A 26,634-nucleotide genomic window follows, 5' to 3' on the forward strand; every position below is an offset into this window, starting at 1 on the left:
AGCAAAACATTGGGTTAACATGCGCACAAAATTGCGTCAATACATGGCGATGACGGGCTTCACAACTTGATGAGATTTAAGAGAAATACCGGTAAGCCCCTCTGCCGAACGGCAAAGGGGCGAAACCGCTACTGCCAGCCGTAGCGGCGGCTGTAGAAGCCTTTAACGGTCTGGGTCAACACCATGTAACCCGCCAGAATCGCCACCAGCCATGGGAAATAGCTGAGCGGCAGCGCCTGCAGCTGCAGGTAGCCCGCCAGCGGCGAGAACGGCAGCGCGATCCCCACCGCCATCACCAGCAGCGTCATCGCGAACAGCGGCCACGCGGCGCGGCTCTGGACGAACGGAATGCGGCGGGTACGAATCATATGCACAATTAGCGTCTGCGACAGCAGCCCTTCAATAAACCAGCCGGACTGGAACAGGGTCTGCATCTCGACGCTGTTGGCGTGGAACACCCACCACATCAGGCCAAAGGTGAGGATATCGAAAATCGAGCTGATCGGCCCGAAGAAGACCATAAAACGCCCGAGATCGGCCGGGTTCCAGCGCTGCGGTTTACGGATCTGCTCATCATCGACGTTATCAAACGGAATCGCCACCTGGGAGACATCATACAGCAGGTTCTGAATCAACAGGTGCAGCGGCAACATCGGCAGGAACGGCAGGAAGGCGCTGGCCACCAGCACGCTGAAGACGTTGCCGAAGTTGGAGCTGGCGGTCATTTTGATGTACTTGAGCATGTTGGCGAAGGTGCGGCGGCCTTCGATAACCCCCTCCTCCAGTACCATCAGGCTTTTTTCCAGCAGAATGATATCCGCCGCCTCGCGGGCGATATCCACCGCCCCGTCAACGGAAATGCCAATATCCGCCGCGCGTAGCGCCGGGGCGTCGTTAATACCGTCACCCATAAAGCCCACCACGTGACCTTCTCGTTTCAGTAGCGTCACGATGCGCTCTTTATGCAGCGGCGCCAGGCGCGCGAACAGCGTGGTGCGTTTCGCCAGCGCCGCCAGTTCGTCGTCGCTCATAGCTTCAATCTGGCTGCCAATCACCACTTCGCCCGCATCCAGCCCCACTTCATGACACACTTTCGCCGCCACCAGTTCGCTGTCGCCGGTGAGGATTTTTACCGTAATGCCGCTGGCCTTCAGCGCTTTCAGCGCCGGGGCGGTGGTCTCTTTCGGCGGATCGAGGAAGGCGATGTAGCCTTCGAGGATCAGGTCGGATTCATCCGCACGCTGATAGTCGCCTTCCCGCGCCGGCAGGTATTTGGTCGCCACCGCCACCACCCGCAGCCCCTGACGGTTCAGGGTATCGGTCACCCGGCGGATACGGCGCAGCATGGTGTCGTCCAACGGTACGATTTCACCGTTGTAGCGTACCTGAGTCGAGACGTTGAGGATCTCCTGCAGCGCCCCTTTACAGATCAGCTGATGCGCGTCGTCCTGCTCTTTTACCACCACCGACATGCGGCGGCGTTCGAAATCAAACGGGATCTCATCCACCTTCTGCCAGCGCTCCGCGAGACCGCGAGCGGCATCCAGCTCCACGCCTTCCAGCACCGCGGTGTCGAGCAGGTTTTTCAGCCCGGTCTGGTAATGGCTATTGAGCCAGGCGGTGTGCAGGACTCTCTCGCTGGATTTACCGGAAACATCGGTATGGTTCTCCAGCACGATTTTATCCTGGGTCAGGGTGCCGGTTTTATCGGTGCAGAGGATATCCATCGCGCCAAAGTTTTGAATGGCGTCGAGGTGTTTGACGATCACCTTTTGTTTTGACAGTTTCACCGCCCCGCGCGCCAGCGTCGAGGTGACGATCATCGGCAGCATCTCCGGCGTCAGGCCGACCGCCACCGACAGCGCGAACAGCGCCGCTTCCCACCAGTCGCCTTTGGTGTAGCCGTTGATCAACAGCACCACCGGCGCCATCACCAGCATAAAGCGGATCAGCAGCATGCTGACCCGGCTGATGCCTTTCTGGAAGGCGTTCGGCTCGCTTTCCTGCTCGCTGACGCGCCCGGCAAGCTGGCCGAACCAGGTGTTGCCGCCGGTGGCGTAGACGATAGCCTGCGCCGAGCCGCTCACCACGTTGGTACCCATAAAGCACAGGGTGTCGCATTCCAGCGGATTGGTTTGTAGCGGATCGCGGGTGCGCGCGACTTTTTCAACCGGCAGCGATTCGCCGGTCAGCGAGGCCTGCGCGACAAACAGGTCGCGCGCCACAATGATGCGCAGGTCAGCCGGGATCATATCTCCCGCCGACAGCCTGACGATATCGCCCGGCACCAGTTGGTCGATGGGCAGTTCGAGCCAGCGGCTCTCGCCCTGTTCGTTGATGACCCGCAGCACCGTGGCGGTATTGCTGACCATCGCCTTCAGCGCATCCGCCGCTTTGGTCGAGCGCGCTTCCTGGATGAAGTTAAGCAGCGTCGAGATGCCGACCATCAGCGCGATAACGCCCGCGGCGAATAGATCTTCAGTGGAATAGGAGACAATGCCGAGCACCGTCAACAGCAGGTTGAACGGGTTGCGATAGCAGGTCCACAGATGAACCCACCACGGCGACGGCTTCTGCGCCGGGATTTGGTTATCGCCGTGCAGAGCGATTTTCGCCGCCACTTCGGCGTCGTTCAGCCCTTCAGGGTGGCTATCGAACGCGCGCCAGATCTCCTGCTCATCCATGGCCGCCACGTCCAGGCAGCGCTTGCCGAGTGAATCCGGGATCGGCGCGCTGGCCAGATTGCGGGCGTCGGGCAGCGGATCGCGCTGGATCAAACGATGTGGTAAATGGCGGCTAAGCTGCGCGAACAGCTGCCGGGTAAAATTTTTCAGCATAAACAGTCCCTCCGCGCTCGCGCGAGCGAACGCAGCGTTGCCAACAGGCGCGGCAAAGCCTTACCTGTCAGGCATTATTTTTATAGGGCAGGGACATCGTGGACGTCACTGCTTTACGCTTTCCGGTAAAGCAGTGCTAAACAGGCTTACCGGAAAGAAAGGTTGCTCCATCGAGGATGAGGAGTGGGATCGGGGTCCATAAAATTCTCCGGTAAGTGACTCAAGACGGCGCGGAGTATACCGCGACCAGGAAACTATTTGTGGCTATTATGGCTATCATACCGCCCGGCAACTAAACCAGACATCAACCAGTCTTTGCTCATTGAGGATTCGTTGAGTAGCATTAGACTCACTCAAATCGGACGATGGCGAGAACCTCGTATGCAAAACCGGCTAACAATCAAAGATATCGCCCGCTTAAGCGGCGTCGGAAAATCGACGGTGTCGCGCGTGCTGAATAACGAAAGCGGCGTCAGCGAGCGCACCCGTGAACGGGTGGAAGCGGTGATGCAGCAGCACGGTTTCTCCCCTTCCCGCTCCGCCCGCGCCATGCGCGGTCAGAGCGATAAGGTGGTGGCGATTATCGTCACGCGTCTGGATTCGCTGTCGGAAAATTTAGCGGTGCAGACCATGCTGCCCGCCTTTTATCAGCAGGGCTACGATCCGATCATGATGGAGAGCCAGTTTTCTCCGGCGCTGGTGGAAGAACATCTGGGCATGCTCGCCCGGCGCAATATCGACGGCGTGGTGCTGTTCGGCTTTACCGGTATTAGCGAGGAGATGCTTGCGCCGTGGCGCGAAACGCTGGTGCTGCTGGCGCGCGATGCCCCCGGCTTCGCTTCGGTGTGCTATGACGATCATGGCGCGATCGAGTTACTGATGCAGCGTCTCTATGAGCGCGGACACCGGCATATAAGCTTCCTCGGCGCGCCGCACAGCGACGTCACCACCGGGGAACGCCGTCATCAGGCGTATCTCGATTTCTGCGCGCAAAAGAAGCTCACGCCAACCGCTGCCCTGCCGGGGCTGGCGATGAAGCAGGGTTATGAAAGCGTCGCCAGCGTACTGACGCCCGAGACCCGCGCGCTGGTCTGCGCCACCGATACTCTCGCTCTCGGCGCCAGTAAATATCTACAGGAACAGCGTATCGACACGCTACAACTCGCCAGCGTCGGCAGCACGCCGCTGATGAAGTTTCTGCATCCGGAGATCCTCACCGTCGATCCCGGCTACGCCGAAGCCGGACGCCAGGCGGCGCAGCAGCTGATCGACCAGATCGCCGGCCACGCCGAACCCCGCCAAATCGTCATTCCCGCTGCCCTGAATTAATCTCGTTCGGGCGATTTATGTGATCTTCGCCGAGTTTCGGGAACGTTCCCATTTTGCATTCCCAACGGAACGGTTAGGATGCATGCAAGGTAAAAACGGCATCTCTCCCCTCTGTTTTTGAGGCTTCATCATGAGCAAAGTAAACCAGCAGGACATCGATAAACTGATCGAACTGGTGGGCGGGCGCGGCAACATTGCCACCGTCAGCCACTGTATTACCCGTTTGCGCTTTGTGCTGAACGATCCGGCCATCGCCAAACCGAAAGATATTGAGCAGTTGCGCATGGTGAAGGGATGCTTCACTAACGCCGGGCAGTTCCAGGTGGTCATCGGCACCGAAGTCGGCGATTACTATAAGGCGCTGCTGGCCACCACCGGCCAGGCGTCCGCCGACAAAGAGCAGGCCAAACAGGCCGCGCGGCAAAACATGAAGTGGCACGAACGGTTGATCTCGCACTTTGCCGAGATCTTTTTCCCGCTCCTGCCGGCGCTGATCAGCGGCGGTCTTATCCTCGGTTTCCGTAACGTCATCGGCGATCTGCCGATGAGCAACGGCCAGACGCTGGCGCAAATGCACCCGTCGTTGAAAACGATTTATGACTTCTTGTGGCTGATTGGCGAGGCTATCTTCTTCTATCTGCCGGTGGGGATCTGCTGGTCAGCGGTGAAGAAAATGGGCGGCACGCCGATCCTCGGGATCGTGCTTGGCGTCACGCTGGTCTCTCCGCAGTTGATGAACGCTTACCTGCTCGGCCAGCAGGTGCCGGAAGTGTGGAACTTCGGCCTGTTTACCATTGCGAAAGTCGGCTATCAGGCGCAGGTGATCCCGGCTCTGCTGGCGGGGCTGGCGCTGGGCTTTATCGAAACGCGCCTCAAGCGTATCGTGCCTGACTACCTCTATCTGGTGGTGGTGCCGGTGTGCTCGTTGATTCTGGCGGTGTTCCTCGCTCACGCTTTTATCGGCCCGTTTGGTCGTCTGATTGGCGACGGCGTGGCCTTCGCGGTACGCCACTTGTTAACCGGCAGCTTCGCGCCGATCGGCGCCGCGCTGTTCGGCTTCCTGTATGCGCCGCTGGTGATAACCGGCGTACATCAGACCACCCTCGCTATCGATATGCAGATGATTCAAAGCATGGGCGGCACGCCGGTATGGCCGCTGATTGCGCTGTCGAATATTGCTCAGGCGTCGGCGGTGGTCGGCATTATTATTGCCAGCCGTAAACAGAATGAACGCGAAATCTCGGTACCCGCGGCGATCTCCGCCTATCTCGGGGTCACCGAACCGGCGATGTACGGCATCAACCTGAAGTACCGCTTCCCGATGCTGTGCGCGATGGTCGGATCCGGCCTTGCGGGCCTGCTCTGCGGCCTGAACGGCGTGCTGGCAAACGGCATCGGCGTCGGCGGCCTGCCGGGCATCCTGTCGATTCAGCCAAGCTACTGGCAGGTCTACGCCACGGCGATGGCCATCGCCGTGGTAGTGCCGATTATCCTCACCACCGTGGTTTATCAACGCAAGTACCGTCAGGGCACCTTGCAGATTATCTAACGTCTTCTTTCGGGGCGCCGCTTGCGCCCCCTATATTCGCAGGAACGTAATATGAATACCCTTCCCCGCTGGTGGCAAAACGGCGTTATTTATCAAATCTACCCGAAGAGTTTTCAGGACACCACCGGCAGCGGTACCGGCGATTTACGCGGCGTCACCGCCCGTCTCGACTACCTGCAAAAGCTCGGCGTCGACGCTATCTGGCTGACGCCGTTCTACGTCTCGCCGCAGGTGGATAACGGCTATGACGTGGCGAACTATACCGCTATCGATCCCTCATACGGCACGCTGGAAGATTTCGACCAACTGGTCGCCGGAGCGAAAGCGCGCGGTATCCGCATCGTGCTGGATATGGTGTTTAACCATACCTCGACGGAACACGAATGGTTCCGCCAGTCGTTAAATAAGGCGAGCCCGTATCGCCAGTTCTATATCTGGCGCGACGGCGAGCCGGGAACATTACCGAATAACTGGCGTTCGAAATTCGGCGGTAACGCCTGGCAGTGGCATGCGGAAAGCGAACAGTATTATTTGCATCTTTTCGCCACCGAGCAGGCGGATCTTAACTGGGAAAACCCGGCGGTACGCGCCGAGCTGAAAAAAGTCTGCGAATTCTGGGCCGATCGCGGCGTTGATGGCCTGCGCCTTGATGTCATCAATCTTATCTCCAAGGATCAGAACTTCCCGTCCGATACCGTTGGCGATGGACGTCGCTTCTACACCGATGGCCCGCGGGTTCACGAGTTCCTGCGGGAAATGAGCCGCGATGTCTTTACTCCTCGTGGCCTGATGACCGTCGGTGAAATGTCTTCCACTTCGCTTGAACACTGCCAGCAATACGCCGCGCTGGACGGACGCGAACTGTCGATGACGTTTAATTTTCATCACTTAAAAGTCGATTATCCCGGCGGCGAAAAATGGACCCTCGCCCGTCCGGACTACGTGGCGCTGAAAGCGCTATTCCGCCACTGGCAGCAAGGGATGCATAACCGGGCGTGGAATGCGCTGTTCTGGTGTAACCACGATCAGCCGCGCATCGTGTCGCGCTTCGGCGACGAGGGTGAGTACCGGGTGCCGGCGGCGAAGATGCTGGCGATGGTACTGCACGGCATGCAGGGCACGCCCTATATCTATCAGGGCGAAGAGATTGGCATGACCAACCCGCATTTCAGCAACATTAGCGATTATCGCGACGTGGAAAGCCATAATATGTTTATCGAGCGCGCGGCGCAGGGGCAAAGCCCGGATGAACTGCTGGCGATTCTGGCCAGCAAATCGCGCGACAATAGCCGCACACCGATGCCGTGGCACGACGGCGAGAACGGTGGCTTCAGCGATGGAGAACCCTGGATCGCGTTGGGTGATAACTATCGCGAGATTAACGTCGAGGCGGCGCTGGCGGATCCGGAATCGGTGTTTTACACCTATCAGCAGCTGATCGCGCTGCGAAAAACCACGCCGGTGCTGACCTGGGGGGATTATCAGGATCTGCTGCCGGACCATCTGTCGCTGTGGTGTTATCGCCGCCAGTGGCAGGGGCAGACGCTGGTGGTGGCCGCCAATCTGAGCCGTGAGTTCCAGCCGTGGCAGCCGCCGGAGATGTCCGGCGACTGGCGGGCGCTGATTGGCAACTATGCGGAAACGGCCAACCGTCCGGCGGCAATGACGCTGCGGCCGTTCGAAGCGGTATGGTGGGTGCAGGCGTAAAGCTTTTCCCCGGTGGCGCTACGCTCACCGGGGCTACCGGTTCGTGGGGCTGGAGATTACGCGCGGTCAGCGTCAGGAAGGATAACGCTCTCCTGCGGCTGCGCTGAGGCATGCTCCTCTTTGGCCTTCAGCCGATCCCAGGCGCGGAAGAACGGATAGTAAACCACCAGCGAAATAGTTAAATTCACGACCTGCAGTATGGTGCCGGAAATATGGCCGCCGGTCGCCAGATAGCCGCTGATGAAGATCGGCGTGGTGAACGGCAGCGCGATTCCGGCCGGCGGCGCCACCAGCCCGGTCGCCATTGCGGTATAGGACACGATCACCAGCAGCACCGGCGTTAAAATAAACGGCAGGAAGAAGTACGGGTTCATCACCAGCGGGATGCCGAACACCATCGGCTCGCTGATGTTAAACAATGCTCCCGGCGCGGCAATTTTCCCCAGCTGTTTCATCTGCTGACTACGGCTGCGCAGCAACATAAAAATCACCAGCCCCAGCAGCGCGCCGGTGCCGCCGGGCGCAATCCACAGGTCGTAAAATTGCTGGGTAATAATATGCGGGATCGGCTGGCCGTTCTGAAAGGCCGTCAGGTTCTCTGACATATTCGACAGCCACACCGGCTGGATAAATACCAGCACAATCGCGTCGCCGTGCAGGCCCAGCGTCCACAAAATACCGATCACAATCACCGAAATAATCATCCCCGGCAGCGTACCGCCGACGTGATGCATCGGAATACCGATCAGGGTGGCGATCATGCTGTTGATGTCGCCGAACGGCGAGGCCTCAACCGCCAGGCGCAGCGCCAGCACCACCGCCAGTACGCAAAAACCAGGGATCAGCGCGAGGAATGATTTCGCCACTGCCGGCGGCACGCCGTCCGGCATGCTGATAACGAGATTGCGACTGGCGACCAAACGATAAATCTCCGTCGACAGCAGCGAAATGACAATAGCGACAAACAGCCCCTGGCTGCCGACCATGCTCACCGGGATCACCCCTTTAATCACCTCCGCCGCGCCGTGTACCGGGGTAAACAGGGTGTTTTGCGGGATAGTCATCACAAAGGCCACCAGCGACATCGCCCCGGCGCTCAGCGGGTCGATTGTGCGGTACTTCTCAGCCAGCCGATAGGCGATGCCGAAGCTGGAAATCAGCGCCATGATGTCGTAGGTCGCTTTCACCGGGTACAGCATTTTATCGCGCCAGACCTCGCCAAACAGGCCGCTCATCATGTCGGCATAGCCGGGGATCGGCAGGTAGGCGAAAATCAGGAAAAACGAGCCAATCAGCATAAACGGCATATTCAGAATGATGCCATCGCGTACCGACAGGACGTGCTTTTGCCCGGCGATTTTCAGCGCCGCCGGCATGACGTAACGTTCAATCCAGCTTGTATTCGACATGGTGTGCTCCCGAGGGAAATAGCGGTCAGTTAAATTGCGTCAGCCATTGACGGTTTATCGTTAACACTTCATCCAGCAGCGCCTGGGCATCGGTGACGTTACCGACCAACGGGTTAGCCACCAGCGCCAGCAGCGCGCTCTCGCGGCAGCCGTGTACCGCGGCTTCAATCGTCAGCCGTTCAAAGGCTTTCACCTGCTGCGTCAGGCCGTTCATCGCCGGCGGCAGCGGGCCGAACGCCAGCGGCCGCGCCCCTTGCGCATCGATAATGCTGTTGGTTTCCACCACCGCATCATCATCCAGGCCGTGAATCGCGCCGTTGTTGCGGGTGTTTACCACCATCTCCGCGCCCAGGTTGTTGTGAATCGCGTTGATAAGCTCAACGGCCACTTCCGAGTAGTAAGCGCCGCCGCGAAAGCTCAGCTGCTCTGGTTTTTCTTCCAGCTGCGGGTCGGCGTACAGCGCAAACAGCTCCTGCTCGACATTCATCACCTGCTCGGCGCGGGTGCCTTTGGTTTTCGCTGCGTCAATCTCTTCCGCCAGCATCGCCGGCGTCAGCCAGAAATAGCGATGATAAGGGCACGGAATCGCCTTCAGCGCGCGGAGGAATTCCGCCGGCCACGGCAGTTCTTGAATGTTATTCATCGACAGCGCCTTACCGTCGCACAGCATATCGATCACTTTGCCGGTGACATCCTCGCGCCCCTGTAGCACCTTATGCACCCAGACCATATGGTTGAGCCCGGCAAAGCGCAGTTTCACTTCGGACTCCTGCGCGCCCAACATGCCGACGATCATGTGCTGCATGTTGATCGGTACGTTGCACAGGCCGATGATCTTCGCCTTGCTATAGCGGCTGACCGCCTCGGTGACGATCCCCGCCGGATTGGTAAAGTTAAGAATGAACGCTTCCGGCGCCAGCTGTTCCACTTTGCGCGCAACATCGAGGATCACCGGGATCGTCCGCAGCGCCTTGGCGAAACCGCCGACGCCGGTGGTCTCCTGGCCCAATAGATGATATTTGAGACCCAGCCGTTCATCCGCGGCGCGCGCCGCCAGTTGCCCGACGCGTAGCTGCGTCAACACAAAGCTGGCGCCGCGGATCGCCTCATCGAGCGTAAAGTGGACGCTGACCGCCACCTGCTCCAGCCCTTTATGTTTCAACATCCGCCGGGTCAGCGCGGCAATGATCTCAACTTTTTCCCTGCCGGATTCGACATCCACCAGCGCCAGCTCGGTGACCGGAAGCTGCTCATAACGAACGATAATCCCTTCAATAAGCTCCGGCGTGTAGCTGCTGCCGCCGCCGATAACGGCGATTTTCAGTGCTTGCATAGTGACCTCTATTCGCATTTTCGGCATGCAGATCGCCGCGCGCGATCGCCAGGACCGCACGTGAGGGTGATAAAAAACGGGATTAGTAAATTAGCGTTCGAGCAGGGCCAGCGCTTTATCCAGCACCGCGGCGCCGCGCATCATGCCGTAGTCGGCCATATCGATCACCGCTACCGCTTTGCCCTGCGGCGCCGCCAGCGCGGTTAGCCGTCCGGCTTCGTATTTGACCTGCGGTCCGAGGAGGATGACATCGGCGTTCGGCAGTTCACGTTCAAATTCCGCCACCGCCACCGCGTAGATTTCCAGCGCCAGCGCGCGCTGCTGGGCTTCCGCTTTCATTTTATTTACCAGCATGCTGGTCGACATGCCTGCGGCACAACAGAGTACGATTCGTGGCATTGCGCTTCCCCTTTGCGTGTTTATCGCTTCAGCCTTCACGACCTGTGCGACTATATTGTTAATATTGTGTGATAGTGAAGGCTATATGAAAATAATTTTCACCGATGTGATCGAGGCTCAATTTTTGCGCATTATTTCCTCATGTCATTGCCAAACATCGACGCCAGATATAGGAAATCGCCTGCGCAGATGCTATAAAAACGGCTATTCACTAAGTGAAAAATATTTTCAATTCCGGGTACTGCCAAAGGGAACATCAGGATGGATATCGTAGGTCAGCTACAGGAAGGATTGATCCGCTTTAGCGCTCAGGAGTCGCGCGTCGCCGCCTTTATTCTGGAAAATCTTAGCTTTACCGCCAGCGCCTCCATTGATGAGCTGGCCGCCAGCGCGGGGGTCAGCCCGGCCACCATCACCCGCTTCGCCCGTTCAGTGGGCTGTGATGATATTCGTGATTTACGTAAACAGCTGGCGCAGGCCAGTGAACGGCGCGCCAGCTGGCTCACGCCGGATAGCGCCGCCCTGCCCGTCGCCTGGCGCGACAAACTTAGCAGCCTCGGCGATACGCTAACCCGCCAGCTCGGGCACACCGCCGAAGCGGCGGTGGAAAAGTGCAAATCGCGCCTGCTGAGCGCCCGCGCGGTGCATTGCTTCGCCCTCGGCGCGCAGGACGTGGCGCTGGCGGCGCTGCTGCAGCACCAGCTGCTGCCATCCGGCATCGCGATTAATCTCTGTCAGGAAGCGGCGCTGATGCGAATGACCGCCAGTACCCTCAACGACGATCATCTACTGCTGGTGCTGGCCACCGCCGAAGCCAGTACGGTATTACAGAGCGCGACGCTGCAGGCGCGTACGCAGGGAGTGACGATTATCGCACTGACCCCGGAACAGCATGCGCTGGCCGATATGGCCAGCGCCGTGCTTCCGCTGCCCGCCAACCCGCAACATGCCCGCTACGCCCTGCTACTGCTGGTCGATCTGCTTAACGATACATTGATAGCCTGAATGTTTTGCCCGTTCCTTTAGCGTTCGGGCCCAATTTTTGCTTATATTTTAAGCGCCTAAATTTACATTTACGCCAGCGCCCATCATCCGTACTCTCACCTTTTTACCTTGTTCTGGGTCAATAAAATCGCAAACATCTTTGATGCAAATCACTACATATAGAACTTAAAATGCGCCCCGGCCCTACATATTGTATTAATCGTCTATTATGTCACCATATCTTGTCGTTGTTGGGCGGTGATGAGATGTGGATAAAAAGGGCCGGATCCGAAGGCAAACGCCGCTAGTCGTAGCGTGGCGCGCTTTTGGGAGACCTTCCGCCTCTGTGGATAACCTGTTCTATATATGGAGTGATCATGACACCGCATGTGATGAAACGTGATGGCTGTAAAGTGCCGTTCAAGTCAGAGCGCATTAAAGAAGCAATTCTGCGTGCAGCTAAAGCAGCGGGAGTCGATGACGCAGACTATTGCGCCACCGTCGCAGAAGTCGTTAGCCAGCAAATGCAGGGCCGCGCGCAGGTCGATATCAACGATATCCAGACCGCCGTGGAAAACCAGTTGATGTCCGGCCCGTGGAAACAGCTGGCACGCGCCTATATCGAATATCGCCACGATCGCGATATCGAGCGAGAAAAGCGCGGCCGCCTGAACCAGGAAATTCGTGGTCTGGTCGAGCAAACCAACTCATCGCTGCTCAACGAGAACGCCAACAAAGACAGTAAAGTGATCCCGACCCAGCGCGATCTGCTGGCCGGTATCGTGGCCAAACACTATGCCCGTCAGCATCTGCTGCCGCGCGATGTCGTACAGGCGCACGAGCGCGGCGAGATCCACTACCACGATCTCGACTATTCGCCGTTCTTCCCGATGTTCAACTGCATGCTGATCGACCTGAAAGGCATGCTGACGCACGGCTTTAAAATGGGCAATGCCGAAATTGAGCCGCCGAAGTCTATCTCTACCGCCACCGCGGTCACGGCGCAGATTATCGCCCAGGTCGCCAGCCATATTTACGGCGGCACCACCATTAACCGTATCGATGAAGTGCTGGCGCCGTTCGTCACCGAGAGCTTCAAAAAGCATCGTAAAATTGCCGAAGAGTGGCAGATCCCGGATGCCGAAGGCTATGCCCGTACGCGGACCGAAAAAGAGTGCTACGACGCGTTCCAGTCGCTGGAGTATGAGGTCAACACGCTGCATACCGCCAACGGCCAGACGCCATTCGTCACCTTTGGTTTTGGCCTCGGCACCAGCTGGGAGTCGCGCCTGATCCAGCAGTCGATTCTGCGCAACCGCATCGCCGGTCTCGGCAAAAACCGCAAAACGGCGGTATTCCCGAAACTGGTCTTCGCCATTCGCGACGGCCTGAACCATAAATTCGGCGATGCGAACTATGACATCAAACAGCTGGCGTTAGAGTGCGCCAGCAAGCGCATGTACCCGGATATTCTCAACTACGATCAGGTAGTGAAAGTTACCGGGTCGTTTAAAACGCCGATGGGCTGCCGCAGTTTCCTCGGCGTGTGGGAAAACGAGAACGGCGAACAGGTACATGATGGGCGCAACAACCTCGGCGTTATCAGCCTGAACCTGCCGCGTATCGCGCTGGAAGCGAAAGGCGACGAAGCCGCCTTCTGGACGCTGCTGGACGAGCGCCTGCTGCTGGCGCGCAAAGCGCTGATGACCCGTATAGCTCGTCTGGAAGGGGTGAAAGCCCGCGTCGCGCCAATTCTGTATATGGAAGGCGCCTGCGGCGTACGTCTGAAAGCCGACGACGACGTCGCGGAAATTTTCAAGAACGGCCGCGCGTCCATTTCCCTGGGCTACATCGGGATTCACGAGACCATCAACGCGCTGTACAACAATCAGCATATGTACGATAGCGAAGCGCTGCGTGAAAAAGGCATCGCCATCGTGCAGCGTCTGCGCGACGCCGTTGAACAGTGGAAGGAAGAGACCGGCTACGGCTTCAGCCTGTACAGCACGCCGAGCGAAAACCTGTGCGATCGCTTCTGCCGCCTCGATACCGCCGAATTCGGCGTGGTACCGGGCGTGACCGAAAAAGGCTACTACACCAACAGCTTCCATCTCGACGTCGAGAAGAAGGTTAACCCGTACGACAAGATCGATTTTGAAGCGCCGTATCCGCCGCTGGCCAACGGCGGCTTCATTTGCTACGGCGAATATCCGAATATCCAGCATAACCTCAAGGCGCTGGAAGACGTATGGGATTACAGCTATCAGCACGTACCGTATTACGGCACCAATACGCCGATCGATGAATGCTACGAGTGCGGGTATACCGGCGAGTTCGAGTGCACGAGCAAGGGCTTTACCTGCCCGAAATGCGGCAACCACGACGCCGCCCGCGTATCGGTGACCCGCCGGGTATGCGGTTATCTCGGCAGCCCGGACGCGCGTCCGTTCAACGCCGGCAAGCAGGAAGAAGTGAAGCGCCGCGTGAAGCACCTGGGCAATGGGCAGATCGGTTAAGTTCTGCACAGGGTTCTCACCCTCACCCTAACCCTCTCCCTCAAGGGAGAGGGAACCGTTCAAACCCGGCATTAAGCCCGGCGCTGGTTTTCCCCCTCTCCCCGTGGGAGTGGGAACCGTTCAAGCACGGCGTTGAGCCCGGCGCTGGTTTTCCCCCTCTCCCCGTGGGAGAGGGAACCGTTCAAGCACGGCGCTGGTTTTCCCCCTCTCCCCTTGGGAGTGGGAACCGTTCAAGCCCGGCGCTGGTTTTCCCCCTCTCCCCTTGGGAGAGGGCCGGGGTGAGGGTATCAGCCCCTGGTAGCCCGGCCGAGCGCAGCGACGCCGGGAAATGGCCGCACGCCTGCGTTTTCGCAAAGCAATTAACGTCAGAGCAAGGCGGCAAACGAAGGAATCTCCAGGAGCGTACATTCAGTACGTGACTGGGGTGAGTGAGCGCAGCCAACGCCGCTATGACGTTAATTGAGAAGCGAAAATGAATTATCACCAATACTACCCCGTCGACATCGTCAACGGCCCCGGCACCCGCTGCACCCTGTTTGTCTCCGGCTGCGTCCACGAGTGCCCCGGCTGCTACAACAAAAGCACCTGGCGGGTGAATTCCGGCATGCCGTTCACGACCGGGATGGCCGACCGCATCATTGCCGACCTCAACGATACCCGCATCAAACGCCAGGGGCTTTCACTCTCCGGTGGCGATCCGCTGCATCCGCAAAACGTCGCGGAGATCCTCAAACTGGTGCAGCGCGTACGCGCCGAATGCCCCGGTAAAGATATCTGGGTCTGGACCGGCTATAAGATTGATGAACTGAACGCTGAGCAGATGGAAGTCGTGAACCTGATTAACGTGCTGGTCGACGGTAAGTTTGTGCAGGATTTAAAAGACCCGGCGCTTATCTGGCGCGGCAGCAGCAACCAGGTCGTGCATCATTTGCGTTAATCCCCTCCGTCAGCCTCTCAAAACCGGCTGACGCACTCCATGGCCACCGTTTTAAACTCATCGAAGCTGCGGGTCGCGGCGAGGCGGCTCATGGCCCGCTCGCGCAGGAACGTCACGAAAATATCGTAGATCGCCATCGCCTCTTCATACTCGCTCTTGCTGATAGCGAGCAGGAAAATGATATGGGCGATTTCGTCGCCCCAGGCGATGCCCTGCGGAGCAATAACGGTATAGACCACCGTCTTTTTCGCTAACAGACCGAGGGCGTGCGGCAGCGCAATGCCATCGCCCAGCATGGTACTGACGATCGCTTCACGCTCGACCACCGAATCATGAAACTCCGCATCGACAAAACCCTCCTGCTGCAGCTGCTGACACAGCTCGGCGAACAGCGTTTGCTGATCTATCGGCTTATCGATCACCCGGAAGTGGGCGGCATCGAAGTACTTATTCAACATCCACGGACGGGTGCGATCCACCAGCACCAACTTGCCAATCTGATCTAACTGGTAATCGGTGGGGAACGGCGCGATGGTCACCACCGGTTTGTCTTTCTCGCCGATCCGCACCGTTGAGATAACAAAATCCTCATCGATCGCTTCTCGCTGTTCGTACTCGCGCTGGGAAATGGTGGCGGCGATCTCCAGTTGCGGATATTTACGCTGCAGGATCGCTTCGATCATCCGCACCATCGCATTGCTGGTATCGCACACCAGCAGCACGTGCGGCTGGCGCTGGTAGCCGATGTTGTAGTGGCGTTCCAGCCCGACGCCGATATGCAGCACCAGAAAGCCGATTTCGTTTTCGCTGATGGTATAAGGCGTGTATTTGCCCCAGCTCGATACCGCGGCGAGGGTCATATCCCATGCCATCGGATAGTGCTGTTTGATGTTATCGAGCAGCGGATTGGGGATCATTATCTGATAGCGCACGCGGGTGATCATGGTCTTAATGTGGGTCAGCAGATCGGCGTGCAGCTGGGCGTCGTCCAGCAGGTTGTAGTTATACTGGCTGTTAATGTAACGCAGAATGTAATTGACCAGCGCTTCGTCATCGTCGGCGCTGATGGTTTCCGGATCGACATCCTGTACCTGGCGGGCGGCGATATGCACGCACAGCCACTCTTCCTCGGCGGGCGAGAAGGGTTTTCCGGTCAACCGCTGTAGCTCTCCCGCCAAATCGCGCGCGGCGTCGCGGACGTTTTGCGCCACATCTTCAGCGCTAAAATCGGCCAGCGGATAGCCTTCACTAACGCGGCGCACCACGACCGCGCCGTACAGGCAGATAAAGCGCTCGCCGACATCGGTGAGGCGAATATGATGCCGCGTGAGCGTCTCCTGCAGCACCGGCTCCAGTTGCGCCGGGACATCCGCTTCCAGCGCCTCGGCGCTAATCAACGGATTAATGCCGCCCTGCAGCGTCAGTTCCCACAGTAGATCGGTCAGGCAGGCGCGAATCGATACCTCGCTGCCGAACAGCTTCATGCCGTGGCGCGGGCGGGTTTCGAGGGTAAGCTGATAGCGCTGGAAGCGCTCGCGCACCTCGACCATATCATTCTGCAGCGTGGCGCGGCTGATGAACCATTCATCGGCCAGATCTTCCAGCTTGATAGAGAATGCCGAGGTCAGGAAACGCACCAGCAAAAAGTGGATGCGCTCCTGGGCGGTACGCGGCACGTGCTGCGTCTTCGGCGCCGTCTCCTCCAGCGCCTGAAAACGCGATCGGTCGTCAATCTTCAGCTGATAACCGCTACCGCGGTTGAGCGTAAACTGCGCGCCATACTGCGCCAGCAGCGCATTCAGCGCGGTAATATCGGCGCGCACGGTACGGGTAGAAACCGACAGCCGCTGCGCCAGTTCATCCTGCGGCAGCGTTTCATTTCGCAGCAGGGTGAAGAGTTGCGCTAAGCGTTGGTTGGGAAATCGCATGTCAGTTCCTTGTTGTTACGGCTCAGGGTTGGGCGGATATCACCATCTGCGATGGGCTACCGACCGGCGTGTAGTCTGAGGCAAAGGTTAATTTGCCATCCTTCGGCGCCACGCTAAAACGGGTAATATTATCGCTACGCTGGTTCATGACGTACAGCCACTGCCCCTGATTATCCAGGGTCAGCGTACGGGGGTAATCCCCGCGCGTCCAGATATCCTCCTGGTGGCTCAGGCTGCCGTCAGCCAGCACGCTAAAGTGGGCAATGCTGTTATGCAAGCGGTTGGCGACGTATAGCTGTTTGCCATCGTTGCTCAGCACAAGGCCGGCGGCAAAGCTGGTGCCCTTATACTCTTTTGGCAGCGCAGAGACGGTTTTGCCTTCGCGCAGCAGGCCGCTTTGCTTATCAAGATGATAGAAGGTTAGCGTCGACGCTTCTTCGTTAATCAGCCACAGGCCGTCGCCCTTTGGCGTAAAGACGAAGTGCCGCGGGCCGGCGCCCGGCGACGAGGCGGCGATAAACGGCGGATCGTTTGGCGTCAGTTTGCCGCTGGCGCTATCCAGACGGTACTGATAGATCCGATCCAGCCCCAGATCGGTGGAGTAAACAAACTTCCCGCTGGGATCGGCGGCGATCATATGGGCGTGCGGGCCATTGTGATCGCTAATGGCAAAGCTGCCCTCGACGGCCGCCGCCGGACGTTCGGCGCCGGCCGGACCTTCATCCTGATGCACATCTACCGCCTCGCCCAGGCTACCATCTTCTTTCACCGGTAGCACGGCGGTGCTGCCGCTAACGTAGTTGGCCACCAACAGATATTTACCATCCGGCGTCAGGGAGAGATACACTGGCCCGGCGCCGCCAGAGGCAACCTGGTTGAGTTCCGTCAGCTCGCCGTTCTTGTCAATTCGCCACGCCTGCACCACGCCTTTTTCGACTTCACTGGCGGCATACAGCGTTTTGCCATCGCGCGACACGGTCAGCTGCGCGACGTTCGGCAACGAGCTCACCAGCGCCTTATCGCGCAGGGCGCCGGTTTTGGCATCGACGGTAAAGCGATACAGACCTTCGCCATTAGGATTATAGGTGCCAATCCAGGCGTAGTGGGTTTGCGCGGCGGCGCCGGCGGCAAGCAGAGACAGTGAAGCAACAAGCAGGTGACGAGCGGTTGGCATGGTAACTCCTTGATGGTTCGGTGGGATAAGTTTCCCCTCACCCCGGCCCTCTCCCAAAGGGAGAGGGAGAAAACCAGATGGTCCCCTCTCCCAGAGGAGAGAGAAAACCCGATGGTCCCCTCTCCCTTTGGGAGAGGGTTAGGGTGAGGGACAATGGCACTACTTCACTAACTGTTTGGTCATCTCCAGCAACTGGCGAACATCGGCCGGGCGGGTGTTGCCGCTGGCTTTATCGATAATCGAGCTGTAAATATGCGGGATGATTTTACTCACGCCGGCATCCAGCGCGATTTTCAGGATCTCGCTGTAGTTTTCCAGATCGATACCGCCGGTCGGCTCCAGCCAGAAATCGTGTTCAGCGCAGGCTTTGGCGACGGCTTCAAATTCGGCGCGGTGCTTCAGGCCGCCCATCGGGAAGTATTTGATAGAGCTGCCGCCCATATCTTTCAACAGCGCGATGGCGGTTTCCAGCGGAACAATCCCATCCGCCGCGCCGCTGCTCAGCGGGCCGGTTGAGATCTTCACCATTCCCGGCGTACCGGTCGGCGAGACCAGACCATTCACCACAGTCTCGTTCTGCCCGAGCAGCGCGCGGCTGGTAGCCACGCCGGTGAAGACCTGGTTGACGTGCTGCGGCTGCACCTGGCGAGAAATCTCGCTCACCATCGCCGACTGGTTTGGATCGCCTGCGCCCAGCCCGACGGAGAGCGCGTTATCAATCAGCTTCGCGTATTCACGCATATCGGCCACCGCGCTGGCGACGTCCGGATAGTTTTTGGAGAGCACGCCGACCAGTACATGACCTTCCGCCGCGTCGTAAATTTCACGGGCGTTGTCTTTGCTGCCCGCCAGTACGTTCAGGCACACGCGGTCACGGTAAAAATTTGGGGTCAGTTTCATGCTTGTTTCTCCTTATTCAGAACTTCTGCGATGCGGCGAGCGACCATCTCCAGCTGCTGCACGTTCACGCTGCGGACATCGGCTTCGATAATGCCTTCGTTAGCTTTATAGCCGCGGAAGTAAATGGCGTATTCGCCCTGCTTCAGCGCGTTAACCAGATCGCCGGTATTCACGCCAGTGGTCGCTTCATCAAATTTAATTTCGGCGCGGGCGATATCGCGGCCCGCGCTATCCCACACCACCCGCGCGGTCACGCCGTTGAGAGTGTTGAGCTGTTCGATAAACGGCGTCATCTTGTCCACCATCTGCTGACCGCTCTCTTTGGTCGCCGTCAGGTAGTGTTCAATGGCGCAGGTCAGGCCGAGAATGCCCTCTTTACCCACTTTCATCGCCCGGCCAATCCCCATCGACTGGCGCTTAACCCACTCGACGTACTGCGTTTTGCCGATGACCAGCCCGCTGGTCGGCCCTTCAATCGCTTTCGCGCCGCTGTAGATAACCAGGTCGGCGCCCATACGGTAGTAGCACTGCAAATCTTCTTCCGCCGCCGCATCGACGATCAGCGGCAAGTTATGCTGGCGCGCCACTTCCGCGGCCTGCGCGACGTTGAGCATGCTTTTCTGCACGCAGTGGTGGGATTTGATGTACAAAATCGCCGCGGTGCGCGGAGTGATCGCCGCCGCCAGCTGTTGGGCAGAACATTCGTTGGCGTAGCCCGCTTCCACCAGCTTACCGCCGCCCAACGCCACCATGGTGCCTACCGGCGCGCCAAAGTTGACGTTGTGGCCCTTCGGCAACACGATTTCGTTATTTTCAATCGGGGTAACGTGCAGGTTCTCCAGCAGCCAGTCGCTGTCTTTCACCAGCACCGCCGCTACCGACTGGGCAATCCCCGCCGACGCGCAGGAGACAACGGTCGCCCCTTCCACATCCAGCAGTTTGGCGATGTACTCGCCGGTTTTATTCACCAGGTCTTTCATTTCAAAGTACTGGTTCATACCGGCCATCGCGGCTTCAACCACTTCCGGGCGCGGCGTGGAGACGCCCAGCGCCGTCATCCGGCCTGAAGTATTAATAACTTGTTTTAAATGGTATTTCTCAAAAATCGAAGGCATGTTCCGCGCTCCCTTGTTCGGTCAGATAGCCCTTGCCCGCGCGAATCGCGGCCAGCGGCACCAGAATGTTGTCAGCCTGCAGGCTCTCTTTTTCAGCATCCACCAATAACGTGGGCTGATGCTGCAGGCTAAATAGCGTTAAATCGGCATCGAAGCCCGCTTCCAGGCGCCCTTTACGCGCCAGGCGCAGCCCCTCGGCGGCGCTGACGGTCACGCAGTCAATCACCTGCGGCAGGGTCATGCCGATGGCGAGAAATTTCGACATCACCAGCGCCAGCGAGCGTACTGGGCCGTCGATACGGTTACGGCAGTAAATATCGGAGCTAATGGTGTGCGGCAGAATGCCCATCGCAATCGCCCGCCGCGCCACTTCAAAGCTGAAACTGGCGGTACCGTGGCCGACATCGAGGCGCACGCCGCGCTGCAGAGCGCGAGTAATGGAGCTGCGCAGCTCGCCGGCAGGATTAAGAATGCGGTTCGGCTTGCCGTTATAGCAGTGGGTAATGATGTCGCCGCTGCTCAGCAGATCGGCGATTTCATCGAGGTTCGGCGGGTTATTGCCGATGTGCACCATCAGCGGCAGATCGCCGTTTTCCTGCTGAATGGCCTTGGCGCGCGCCAGCGGCGTGATGCCGTTTTCGCCGACGACGCTGCTGCTCATCCGCGCCTTCAGGCCGACGATAAAGTCAGGATGACGCTGCACCGCCTGCTTCACCGCGGCGGCGTCGATATTGGCCATATTCGCCAGCTCATTCTGCGCAATCAGCCCGACGCGGGAGATGTTGAGCAACGCATAAACTTCCGTCGCCGCTTTACGGGTCAGTTGATAGAAGTCATCGACGTCGTCGGCGCCGGTGCTGCCGGCATCGATCACGGTAGTGACGCCGGTGGCGATGCCGACGCTATCCGGCTCATCATGATAAATCGGTGAATTCGGGTAGCAGTGAACGTGAGAGTCAATCCAGCCAGCGCTGACGTAAACCTTGCCGTTCAGTTCGATGGTCTTACGGGAGGGCGCGCTAATCTCGCCCAGCGCCGCGATTTTCCCGTCCTGAATGGCGATATCAGTCAGGGTATCGTCGACGAGGCGCGCACGGCGCAGGAGTAAATCAAACATAGCTATCTCCTGATGAAAGAGTGAATCTGTTGCCGGATGGCGGCGTACCGCCTTATCCGGCCTACAAATCGCGCTGACTTGTAGGCCGGATAAGCGCAGCGCCATCGGGCGATTAGCTAATCGCAATCGGGAAGATGGAACCGAGGATCATCGCGCCGAGGATGGCGCCGCCGGTGATCGGTTTCTGCCAGATGTAGAACAGCAGTGCGCCAACCAAAGAACCAATCCCGATAGGAATAGACGCCGTCATCGCGCTGAGGATGATCAATGGACCGAGGAAGCGGCCGGAGGCGTTACCGGCCCCCATCATCACGTCGGCGCCGTAGGTGGAGTCGCTCTGGTTGATGGTGAACTTACGCGCCAGAATGATGATGTAGCCGACCGCCAGGCCGAGGATCAGGCCGGTTGCCAGCGACGCGGCGAAGTTCGCCACCGGGAAGACAAAGCCCGCGCCGAGCAGTAGCGCCGGCACGCCGAGGCCGATACCGGTCTGGATGGCGCCGCCGATATCCAGAATCCCCACCAGCGAACCTTCGATGATGCGGGCGAACAGGAAGCTCGCGCCGAATGCCGCCACCGCGCCGTACGCGCCGGTATCAATCCCTGCCTTCAACATCGCCACGAAGGCCACTTCGTTAAATGCGCCGATGCCGTACAGGTAGTACATGTGCGTCCCGGCGAAGACGCCGGAGGAGAGCAGGCCAACAAAGATCGGGAACGACCAGTCGGCATACCAAAAACCTTTATTCTGTTCCATTATCAGGCTCCCGTTACTTGCCGCTGAGTGAGTTGTGGATCATGTCCAGCCAGTTCGGCACGGTCAGATGGAAGGATTCGAGCATCTTCATGTCGAAGCCGCGGAAGAAGCCGCTGAGGACGAACAGCGCGACAATGGCGATCATCATCACTTTGGTTACCCGGTTCCAGCCGCTCTCTTCTACGCCTTTACCGATCAGGATCCCCAGTACCAGACCCGGTACGGCGTTACCCATAATCAGCTGCGCCGCGCCGCCGAAAATCGTCGCCCAGAAGCCTGATTTCTTACCGGCATCGATAGCCGCCAGCCAGAAAATCACCGGCATCACGGTATTCACCAGCAGGTTTGCCGCCGGAACCAGTACCTTAACGGCGGTGACCTGCAGCGCTTCCGGCACGGAAGAGGCGGTCAGGTTAAGGAAGGCGACGACGATCATGCCGATGATGCCGCAGGCAATGGCCATTTTTTTCGGATCGTGTAGCGTTTCGCCAACGTTACGATTTTTCACCATCAACGCCGCCGCGCCCCAGTTCGGGATAATGCGGTGGTCAACGTCCTGGGTGAAGGAGCCTGCTGCAACGGAAGAGGCCCAGGCGTTAAAGAAGAAGCCGAGGCCAAAAGAGAAGTGAGAAGCCGGATCGCCTTCGCAGGAATTCAGCTCGCCCAAGGTACGAAACGCCCCCATCCCTTGCGTGGTGGGCGCGTGAAACATGCGTGCCGCTCCGGCGCCCACGCCGACGCCGACCAGGCCGCCGATGATGAGCGATTTTATTAAAATTATCAGGAACATAGTCTGACCCTTTGGTAACAATCAGGTTTGCGTGACGAAATCCACTTTATCGAGATCGATGGCGGTCACGTTGACGGTGACGTCCAGCTCCACGCTGTAGGTCCGTCGTTCACGGCGCAAAAAGATGAACAGAAACGCCTCTTTTCGTACCGCTTCGCGCGCATGAACAACCGTCACGTCCTGTGGCTCAATACGCAGTAGGATGCGCGATGATGATTTCATCACCGCAGCCTGCACATGGTTAAGGGCATCGGCGAAGGCCCGTGATTTGCTTTCGCCTTTGCCTGCAACCCTCACCGTGGTGGTGAATTGCTCTTTCATACTTATGCGCCGTATTTCTTTTTCCAGGCTTCAACCAGGCGCTCTCCCAGCTCTTCTTTATCCATGAAGCCGAAGCCCAGCACGTTGCAACCTTCGTTGATGGCGGTGACGCCCTCTTCAATAGAACGCATGCCGTATTTTGCTTTGTAGCCGTACTTGGTCTGCGCGGTGATAGCGCCTGCGCCGCCGCTGCCGCAGAAGGAGATGCCGAAAGAGGCGTTTTCCGCTTTCATCATGTCGCCAAGTTTCATATCGGCAGCAACGCCAGGGACGACCACTGCACGTGCGCCGGCTTTTTCTGCGCCTGCCGCGACTTTTTGTCCTTTACCCAGACGGTCGCCAATAACTACGGTGATTTGTTCCATGTTTTGCTCCTTACAGGTTTTCTTTTGCGACTTCGAAGTGGACGGACAGCAACCAGGCCTCTTCATCAGGCAGGTTGCCGAACTGCGCGACCACTTCGCGGGCCAGCACCATTGAATCTTCAGAAATTTCTTCGAACAGACTGGCATCCACTTCCGGTAGCGGTTCGCCGCTGATTGACCGGTGGGCCATGGCCCGCACGTGGGAAGTCAGCATTTGCTCCTGAACGTCGTTAGGGACGATGTCGTGACGGCTTAACAGGGCGAATACCTGCTGTAACATCTTGTCAGCCAGGCGTTCGGTCTGCGCCGCCTGCTCCCCTACGTCGTTTATTACCGCTCCGTTATTCACTTGTGTTACCCCGCTGATGTCTCTGGAATCCAAAGTAGCGCCGGGGGTCAGGAGTTTGTAGCGAGTTGTTTTCCACTTCGAAGTGGAAAGGGAGAAGGCTTAGGTGATCGACTCCACATATTCACCGGATAAATGTAAAAACAGGCGATATGGCGTGATGCGCATCACAACAATGCGCGAGGTTTAGCGGAAAACGACGATGGAAAAACCGGAAAAAGAAAAGGGAAAAATGTGATGCGGGTAGGCTTTTAGGCGGGAGACATCGGCTGACGCCTCCCGAAAACGGCGATTAGCGATACTTCTTATGGTAGGTATTGCGGGTAGTTTTGAAGTCCTCCGCGGCGGCCTGCGCCTCTTTGAGCTTACCGGCGTCAGCTAACTTCAGCGCGCCGTCGATCTGGCCGACCAGCGTTTCCAGACCGTGGCGGAAATCTTTCATCTCCGGGCTATCGGCCGCTTTGCCTTCCAGTTTTGGCGGCGTCTCTTTCTGCGCGTCAACCGCAGCAGTACGCATCTTATTCAGCGCCGCTTTCAGCTCGCCAATGTCTGAGGTTTTCTGTACCACCTGCAGATTTTCCGCAAGGGTGTCCATGTCTTCGCCAAGGTCGGCAAACGCCGATGCCGAACCGAGCGCAAAAGCAGAGACGGCCAGCATCGCTAACAGTTTTTTACGCATTGCTCACTTCCTTTTTATTATGAAGATATCAAGCGGGCGCGGCAGGACGCGCCCGGCACACAGGTCATTGACCGGCGATTTTCATCTCCGGCAGCAGCACGGAACCACACTGAATATTGCTGCGCGTTTCGATATCGTCGCCGACGGTGACAATATTACGCCACATTTCTTTCAGATTTCCGGCGATGGTGATCTCACTAACCGGATACTGAATCTCGCCGTTTTCTACCCAGAAACCGGATGCGCCGCGCGAGTAGTCGCCGGTCACGCCACTGACACCCTGCCCCATCAATTCGGTGACTACAAGCCCGGTGCCCATCTCTTTAAGCATCTTTGCAAAACTCAGGCCGCGGCCGTTGATGCGCCAGTTATGGATGCCGCCGGCGTGGCCGGTGCTTTTCATACCCAGCTTGCGCGCGGAATAGTTGGTCAGTAGCCACTGGGTCAGCACGCCGTCTTTGATGATGTCGCGACGTTCGGTGCGCACGCCTTCGCTGTCGAATGGCGTGGAAGCCAGCCCCTTCAGCAGATGCGGATGTTCTTCGATGGTCAGCCACTCCGGCAGGATCTGTTTGCCGAGGGAGTCGAGCAGGAAGGTCGATTTACGGTAGACCGCGCCGCCGGCAATCGCTCCGACCAGATGGCCAAACAGCCCGGTCGCGACTTCGTTGGCGAAGATAACCGGCGCTTTCATCGTTGACAGCTTACGCGGCGCCAGGCGCGACAAGGTGCGGCGGGCGCATTCGTTGCCGACCCACTCCGGGGTCTGTAAATCGCCAAGGGCGCGGCCAATGGTGTAGGCGTAGTCGCGTTCCATATCGCCGTTTTCTTCGGCAATCACGCAGCTGGAGAGCGAGTGGCGAGTCGAACAGTAGCTCTGGAGCATGCCATAGCTGTTACCGAACACTTTAATTCCATAGTGGCTGTTGAAGCTGCCGCCTTCGGTATTGGTAATGCGTTTGTCGGCCTGCAGGGCGGCCTGCTCAGCGCGGGCGGCCAGCTCGATGGCTTCGTCCGGGGAGACCTCCGCCGGATGGAACAGGTCCAGATCCGGGGCGTCAAAGGCCAGCAGTTCTTTATCCGCCACGCCGGCAAACGGGTCCGGCGAAGTGTAACGCGCGATATCCAGCGCCGCCTGCACGGTACGAGCGATAGCGTCCGGGCTCAGGTCAGTCGAAGAGGCGCTGCCTTTACGATTTTGATGATAAACGGTGATGCCAAGCGCGCCGTCGCTATTGAATTCAACATTCTCCACCTCACCGTAGCGGGTGCTGACGCCGATGCCGGTGGTCTTGCTGACGGAGACTTCCGCACCGTCGGATTTGCCTGCCGCCAGTTCCAGTGCCGTACTAACGGCTTCTTCCAGCGTCTTACGCTGCTGTGCAACTTGAGAGATGACTTTCATTGCTAATGCCATAATGTAAGAAGGAGTTAACTGAAGTCTAACAGAGAACCGTTTTTCAGTGCGCGCCTTAACTGGTAACATTAGCCTCTTTTTTAAGGAGCCTGAGATGACAAAGCAGCCCGAAGACTGGCTCGACGACGTGCCCGGTGATGACGTTGAAGATGAAGATGATGAAATTATCTGGGTCAGCAAGAGTGAAATTAAGCGCGACGCGGAAGAACTGAAGCGTCTTGGCGCGGAAATGGTAGACCTCGGTAAGAACGCGCTGGATAAGCTGCCGCTCGATACCGACCTGCGCGACGCCATTGAACTCGCCCAGCGTATCAAGAAAGAAGGCCGCCGCCGCCAGCTGCAGCTGATTGGTAAAATGCTGCGTAATCGCGACGTCGATCCGATTCGCCAGGCGCTGGATAAGCTGAAGAACCGTCACAACCAGCAGGTGGCGCTGTTCCATAAGCTGGAACAAATCCGCGATCGCCTGATTGATAATGGCGATGATGCGGTCGTAGAGGTATTGAACCTGTGGCCAGACGCTGATCGTCAGCAGCTGCGCTCACTGATCCGCAATGCCAAAAAAGAGAAAGAAGGCAACAAGCCGCCGAAATCCGCGCGCCTGATCTTCCAGTATCTGCGCGAACTGGCCGAGAACGAAGGCTAATTCCCACGCTAACCGCCATCTCCCGGATGGCGGCGCGTTGCGCCTTATCCGGGCTACGAATCGGTATCCGGTGGCTAGC

General features: G+C 58.3%; 24 protein-coding genes. 7 read left to right on the forward strand and 17 right to left on the reverse strand.

All coding sequences use genetic code 11. The annotated features are described in order from the left end of the window. Positions 1–128: 128 nt before the first annotated feature. Together mgtA and mgtL are read right to left on the reverse strand one after the other, a co-directional pair. Positions 129–2,837 carry a magnesium-translocating P-type ATPase gene (mgtA, locus tag PGS10_RS15215; RefSeq protein ID WP_047037336.1) on the reverse strand — a complete coding sequence of 903 codons (2,709 nt, stop codon included), beginning with the start codon at positions 2,835–2,837 and terminating at the stop codon, positions 129–131. Between the two features lie 146 nt (positions 2,838–2,983). Next, the gene (gene mgtL, locus PGS10_RS25110) at positions 2,984–3,037 is read right to left on the reverse strand and encodes a mgtA regulatory leader peptide MgtL (RefSeq protein ID WP_219340445.1); all 54 of its coding nucleotides are present in this window, start codon (positions 3,035–3,037) and stop codon (positions 2,984–2,986) included. Positions 3,038–3,218: 181 nt separating this feature from the next. Between mgtL and treR the strand changes: the two genes are divergently transcribed. The 3 genes from treR (at position 3,219) to treC (ending at position 7,422) form a co-directional block, all read left to right on the forward strand. Then, positions 3,219–4,166 carry a trehalose operon repressor TreR gene (gene treR / locus PGS10_RS15220; RefSeq protein ID WP_316423207.1) on the forward strand — a complete coding sequence of 316 codons (948 nt, stop codon included), beginning with the start codon at positions 3,219–3,221 and terminating at the stop codon, positions 4,164–4,166. Between the two features lie 130 nt (positions 4,167–4,296). Further along, on the forward strand, positions 4,297–5,715 hold the full coding sequence (treB, locus tag PGS10_RS15225) for a PTS trehalose transporter subunit IIBC (protein WP_045378471.1): 1,419 nt from the start codon (positions 4,297–4,299) through the stop codon (positions 5,713–5,715). Between the two features lie 51 nt (positions 5,716–5,766). Then, positions 5,767–7,422, forward strand: coding sequence for an alpha,alpha-phosphotrehalase (gene treC / locus PGS10_RS15230; protein ID WP_047046220.1), 1,656 nt, complete (start codon positions 5,767–5,769; stop codon positions 7,420–7,422). A 56-nt stretch (positions 7,423–7,478) separates the two neighbouring features. On the opposite strand, the gene celB is transcribed toward treC, so the two are convergent. From celB to PGS10_RS15245, 3 genes are all read right to left on the reverse strand, one after another. Next, positions 7,479–8,831 carry a PTS cellobiose transporter subunit IIC gene (gene celB / locus PGS10_RS15235; RefSeq protein WP_047046222.1) on the reverse strand — a complete coding sequence of 451 codons (1,353 nt, stop codon included), beginning with the start codon at positions 8,829–8,831 and terminating at the stop codon, positions 7,479–7,481. Positions 8,832–8,856: 25 nt separating this feature from the next. Further along, positions 8,857–10,164, reverse strand: coding sequence for a 6-phospho-beta-glucosidase (locus tag PGS10_RS15240; RefSeq protein WP_316423208.1), 1,308 nt, complete (start codon positions 10,162–10,164; stop codon positions 8,857–8,859). A gap of 90 nt (positions 10,165–10,254) precedes the next feature. After that, positions 10,255–10,563, reverse strand: coding sequence for a PTS sugar transporter subunit IIB (locus PGS10_RS15245; protein WP_020079792.1), 309 nt, complete (start codon positions 10,561–10,563; stop codon positions 10,255–10,257). A 261-nt stretch (positions 10,564–10,824) separates the two neighbouring features. Between PGS10_RS15245 and PGS10_RS15250 the strand changes: the two genes are divergently transcribed. The 3 genes from PGS10_RS15250 (at position 10,825) to nrdG (ending at position 15,000) form a co-directional block, all read left to right on the forward strand. Further along, positions 10,825–11,568: a MurR/RpiR family transcriptional regulator gene (locus PGS10_RS15250; RefSeq protein ID WP_045394700.1), complete on the forward strand. Its 744-nt coding sequence runs from the start codon at positions 10,825–10,827 to the stop codon at positions 11,566–11,568. A gap of 356 nt (positions 11,569–11,924) precedes the next feature. Beyond that, positions 11,925–14,063, forward strand: a complete 2,139-nt coding sequence (nrdD, locus tag PGS10_RS15255; protein WP_032713553.1) for an anaerobic ribonucleoside-triphosphate reductase — start codon at positions 11,925–11,927, stop codon at positions 14,061–14,063. Positions 14,064–14,535: 472 nt separating this feature from the next. Then, entirely contained in the window at positions 14,536–15,000 is a 465-nt protein-coding gene (gene nrdG / locus PGS10_RS15260) for an anaerobic ribonucleoside-triphosphate reductase-activating protein (protein ID WP_045386772.1), read from the forward strand. 17 nt (positions 15,001–15,017) lie between these two features. On the opposite strand, the gene PGS10_RS15265 is transcribed toward nrdG, so the two are convergent. From PGS10_RS15265 to pmbA, 12 genes are all read right to left on the reverse strand, one after another. Continuing rightward, positions 15,018–16,928 carry a BglG family transcription antiterminator gene (locus PGS10_RS15265; protein ID WP_047046234.1) on the reverse strand — a complete coding sequence of 637 codons (1,911 nt, stop codon included), beginning with the start codon at positions 16,926–16,928 and terminating at the stop codon, positions 15,018–15,020. Positions 16,929–16,950: 22 nt separating this feature from the next. Continuing rightward, a complete protein-coding gene (locus tag PGS10_RS15270) occupies positions 16,951–18,102 on the reverse strand; it encodes a lactonase family protein (protein ID WP_087858329.1) in 1,152 nt (383 codons plus the stop codon). A gap of 159 nt (positions 18,103–18,261) precedes the next feature. After that, positions 18,262–19,002 (reverse strand): 2-dehydro-3-deoxy-phosphogluconate aldolase, encoded by a 741-nt coding sequence (gene dagF / locus PGS10_RS15275; protein ID WP_045394691.1) that lies wholly within the window; start codon positions 19,000–19,002, stop codon positions 18,262–18,264. After that, positions 18,999–20,117 carry a DgaE family pyridoxal phosphate-dependent ammonia lyase gene (locus PGS10_RS15280; protein WP_316423210.1) on the reverse strand — a complete coding sequence of 373 codons (1,119 nt, stop codon included), beginning with the start codon at positions 20,115–20,117 and terminating at the stop codon, positions 18,999–19,001. Before PGS10_RS15280 ends, dagF begins: the two co-directional genes overlap by 4 nt. Beyond that, positions 20,101–21,234, reverse strand: a complete 1,134-nt coding sequence (locus PGS10_RS15285) for an amidohydrolase/deacetylase family metallohydrolase (protein WP_047046238.1) — start codon at positions 21,232–21,234, stop codon at positions 20,101–20,103. The genes PGS10_RS15280 and PGS10_RS15285 overlap by 17 nt, the downstream gene beginning before the upstream one ends. A gap of 112 nt (positions 21,235–21,346) precedes the next feature. Beyond that, positions 21,347–21,991, reverse strand: coding sequence for a DUF4310 family protein (locus tag PGS10_RS15290; RefSeq protein ID WP_015368573.1), 645 nt, complete (start codon positions 21,989–21,991; stop codon positions 21,347–21,349). Between the two features lie 13 nt (positions 21,992–22,004). After that, positions 22,005–22,781 (reverse strand): DUF4311 domain-containing protein, encoded by a 777-nt coding sequence (locus PGS10_RS15295; RefSeq protein ID WP_015368574.1) that lies wholly within the window; start codon positions 22,779–22,781, stop codon positions 22,005–22,007. Positions 22,782–22,802: 21 nt separating this feature from the next. After that, positions 22,803–23,102, reverse strand: a complete 300-nt coding sequence (locus PGS10_RS15300; RefSeq protein ID WP_015368575.1) for a DUF4312 family protein — start codon at positions 23,100–23,102, stop codon at positions 22,803–22,805. 2 nt (positions 23,103–23,104) lie between these two features. Further along, entirely contained in the window at positions 23,105–23,467 is a 363-nt protein-coding gene (locus PGS10_RS15305) for an SFCGS family glycine-rich protein (RefSeq protein WP_015368576.1), read from the reverse strand. 10 nt (positions 23,468–23,477) lie between these two features. Then, positions 23,478–23,816 (reverse strand): glycine dehydrogenase, encoded by a 339-nt coding sequence (locus PGS10_RS15310; protein WP_316423211.1) that lies wholly within the window; start codon positions 23,814–23,816, stop codon positions 23,478–23,480. A 289-nt stretch (positions 23,817–24,105) separates the two neighbouring features. After that, a complete protein-coding gene (gene cybC / locus PGS10_RS15315) occupies positions 24,106–24,492 on the reverse strand; it encodes a cytochrome b562 (protein WP_015368578.1) in 387 nt (128 codons plus the stop codon). Between the two features lie 64 nt (positions 24,493–24,556). Then, positions 24,557–25,909, reverse strand: coding sequence for a metalloprotease PmbA (pmbA, locus tag PGS10_RS15320; RefSeq protein ID WP_045360325.1), 1,353 nt, complete (start codon positions 25,907–25,909; stop codon positions 24,557–24,559). A 94-nt stretch (positions 25,910–26,003) separates the two neighbouring features. Between pmbA and yjgA the strand changes: the two genes are divergently transcribed. Continuing rightward, complete coding sequence (yjgA, locus tag PGS10_RS15325) at positions 26,004–26,555, forward strand: ribosome biogenesis factor YjgA (RefSeq protein ID WP_015368580.1); 552 nt, start codon at positions 26,004–26,006, stop codon at positions 26,553–26,555. Positions 26,556–26,634 lie beyond the last annotated feature (79 nt).

The organism is Klebsiella sp. 141153 (genome assembly GCF_032601995.1).
GTDB lineage: Bacteria > Pseudomonadota > Gammaproteobacteria > Enterobacterales > Enterobacteriaceae > Klebsiella > Klebsiella aerogenes.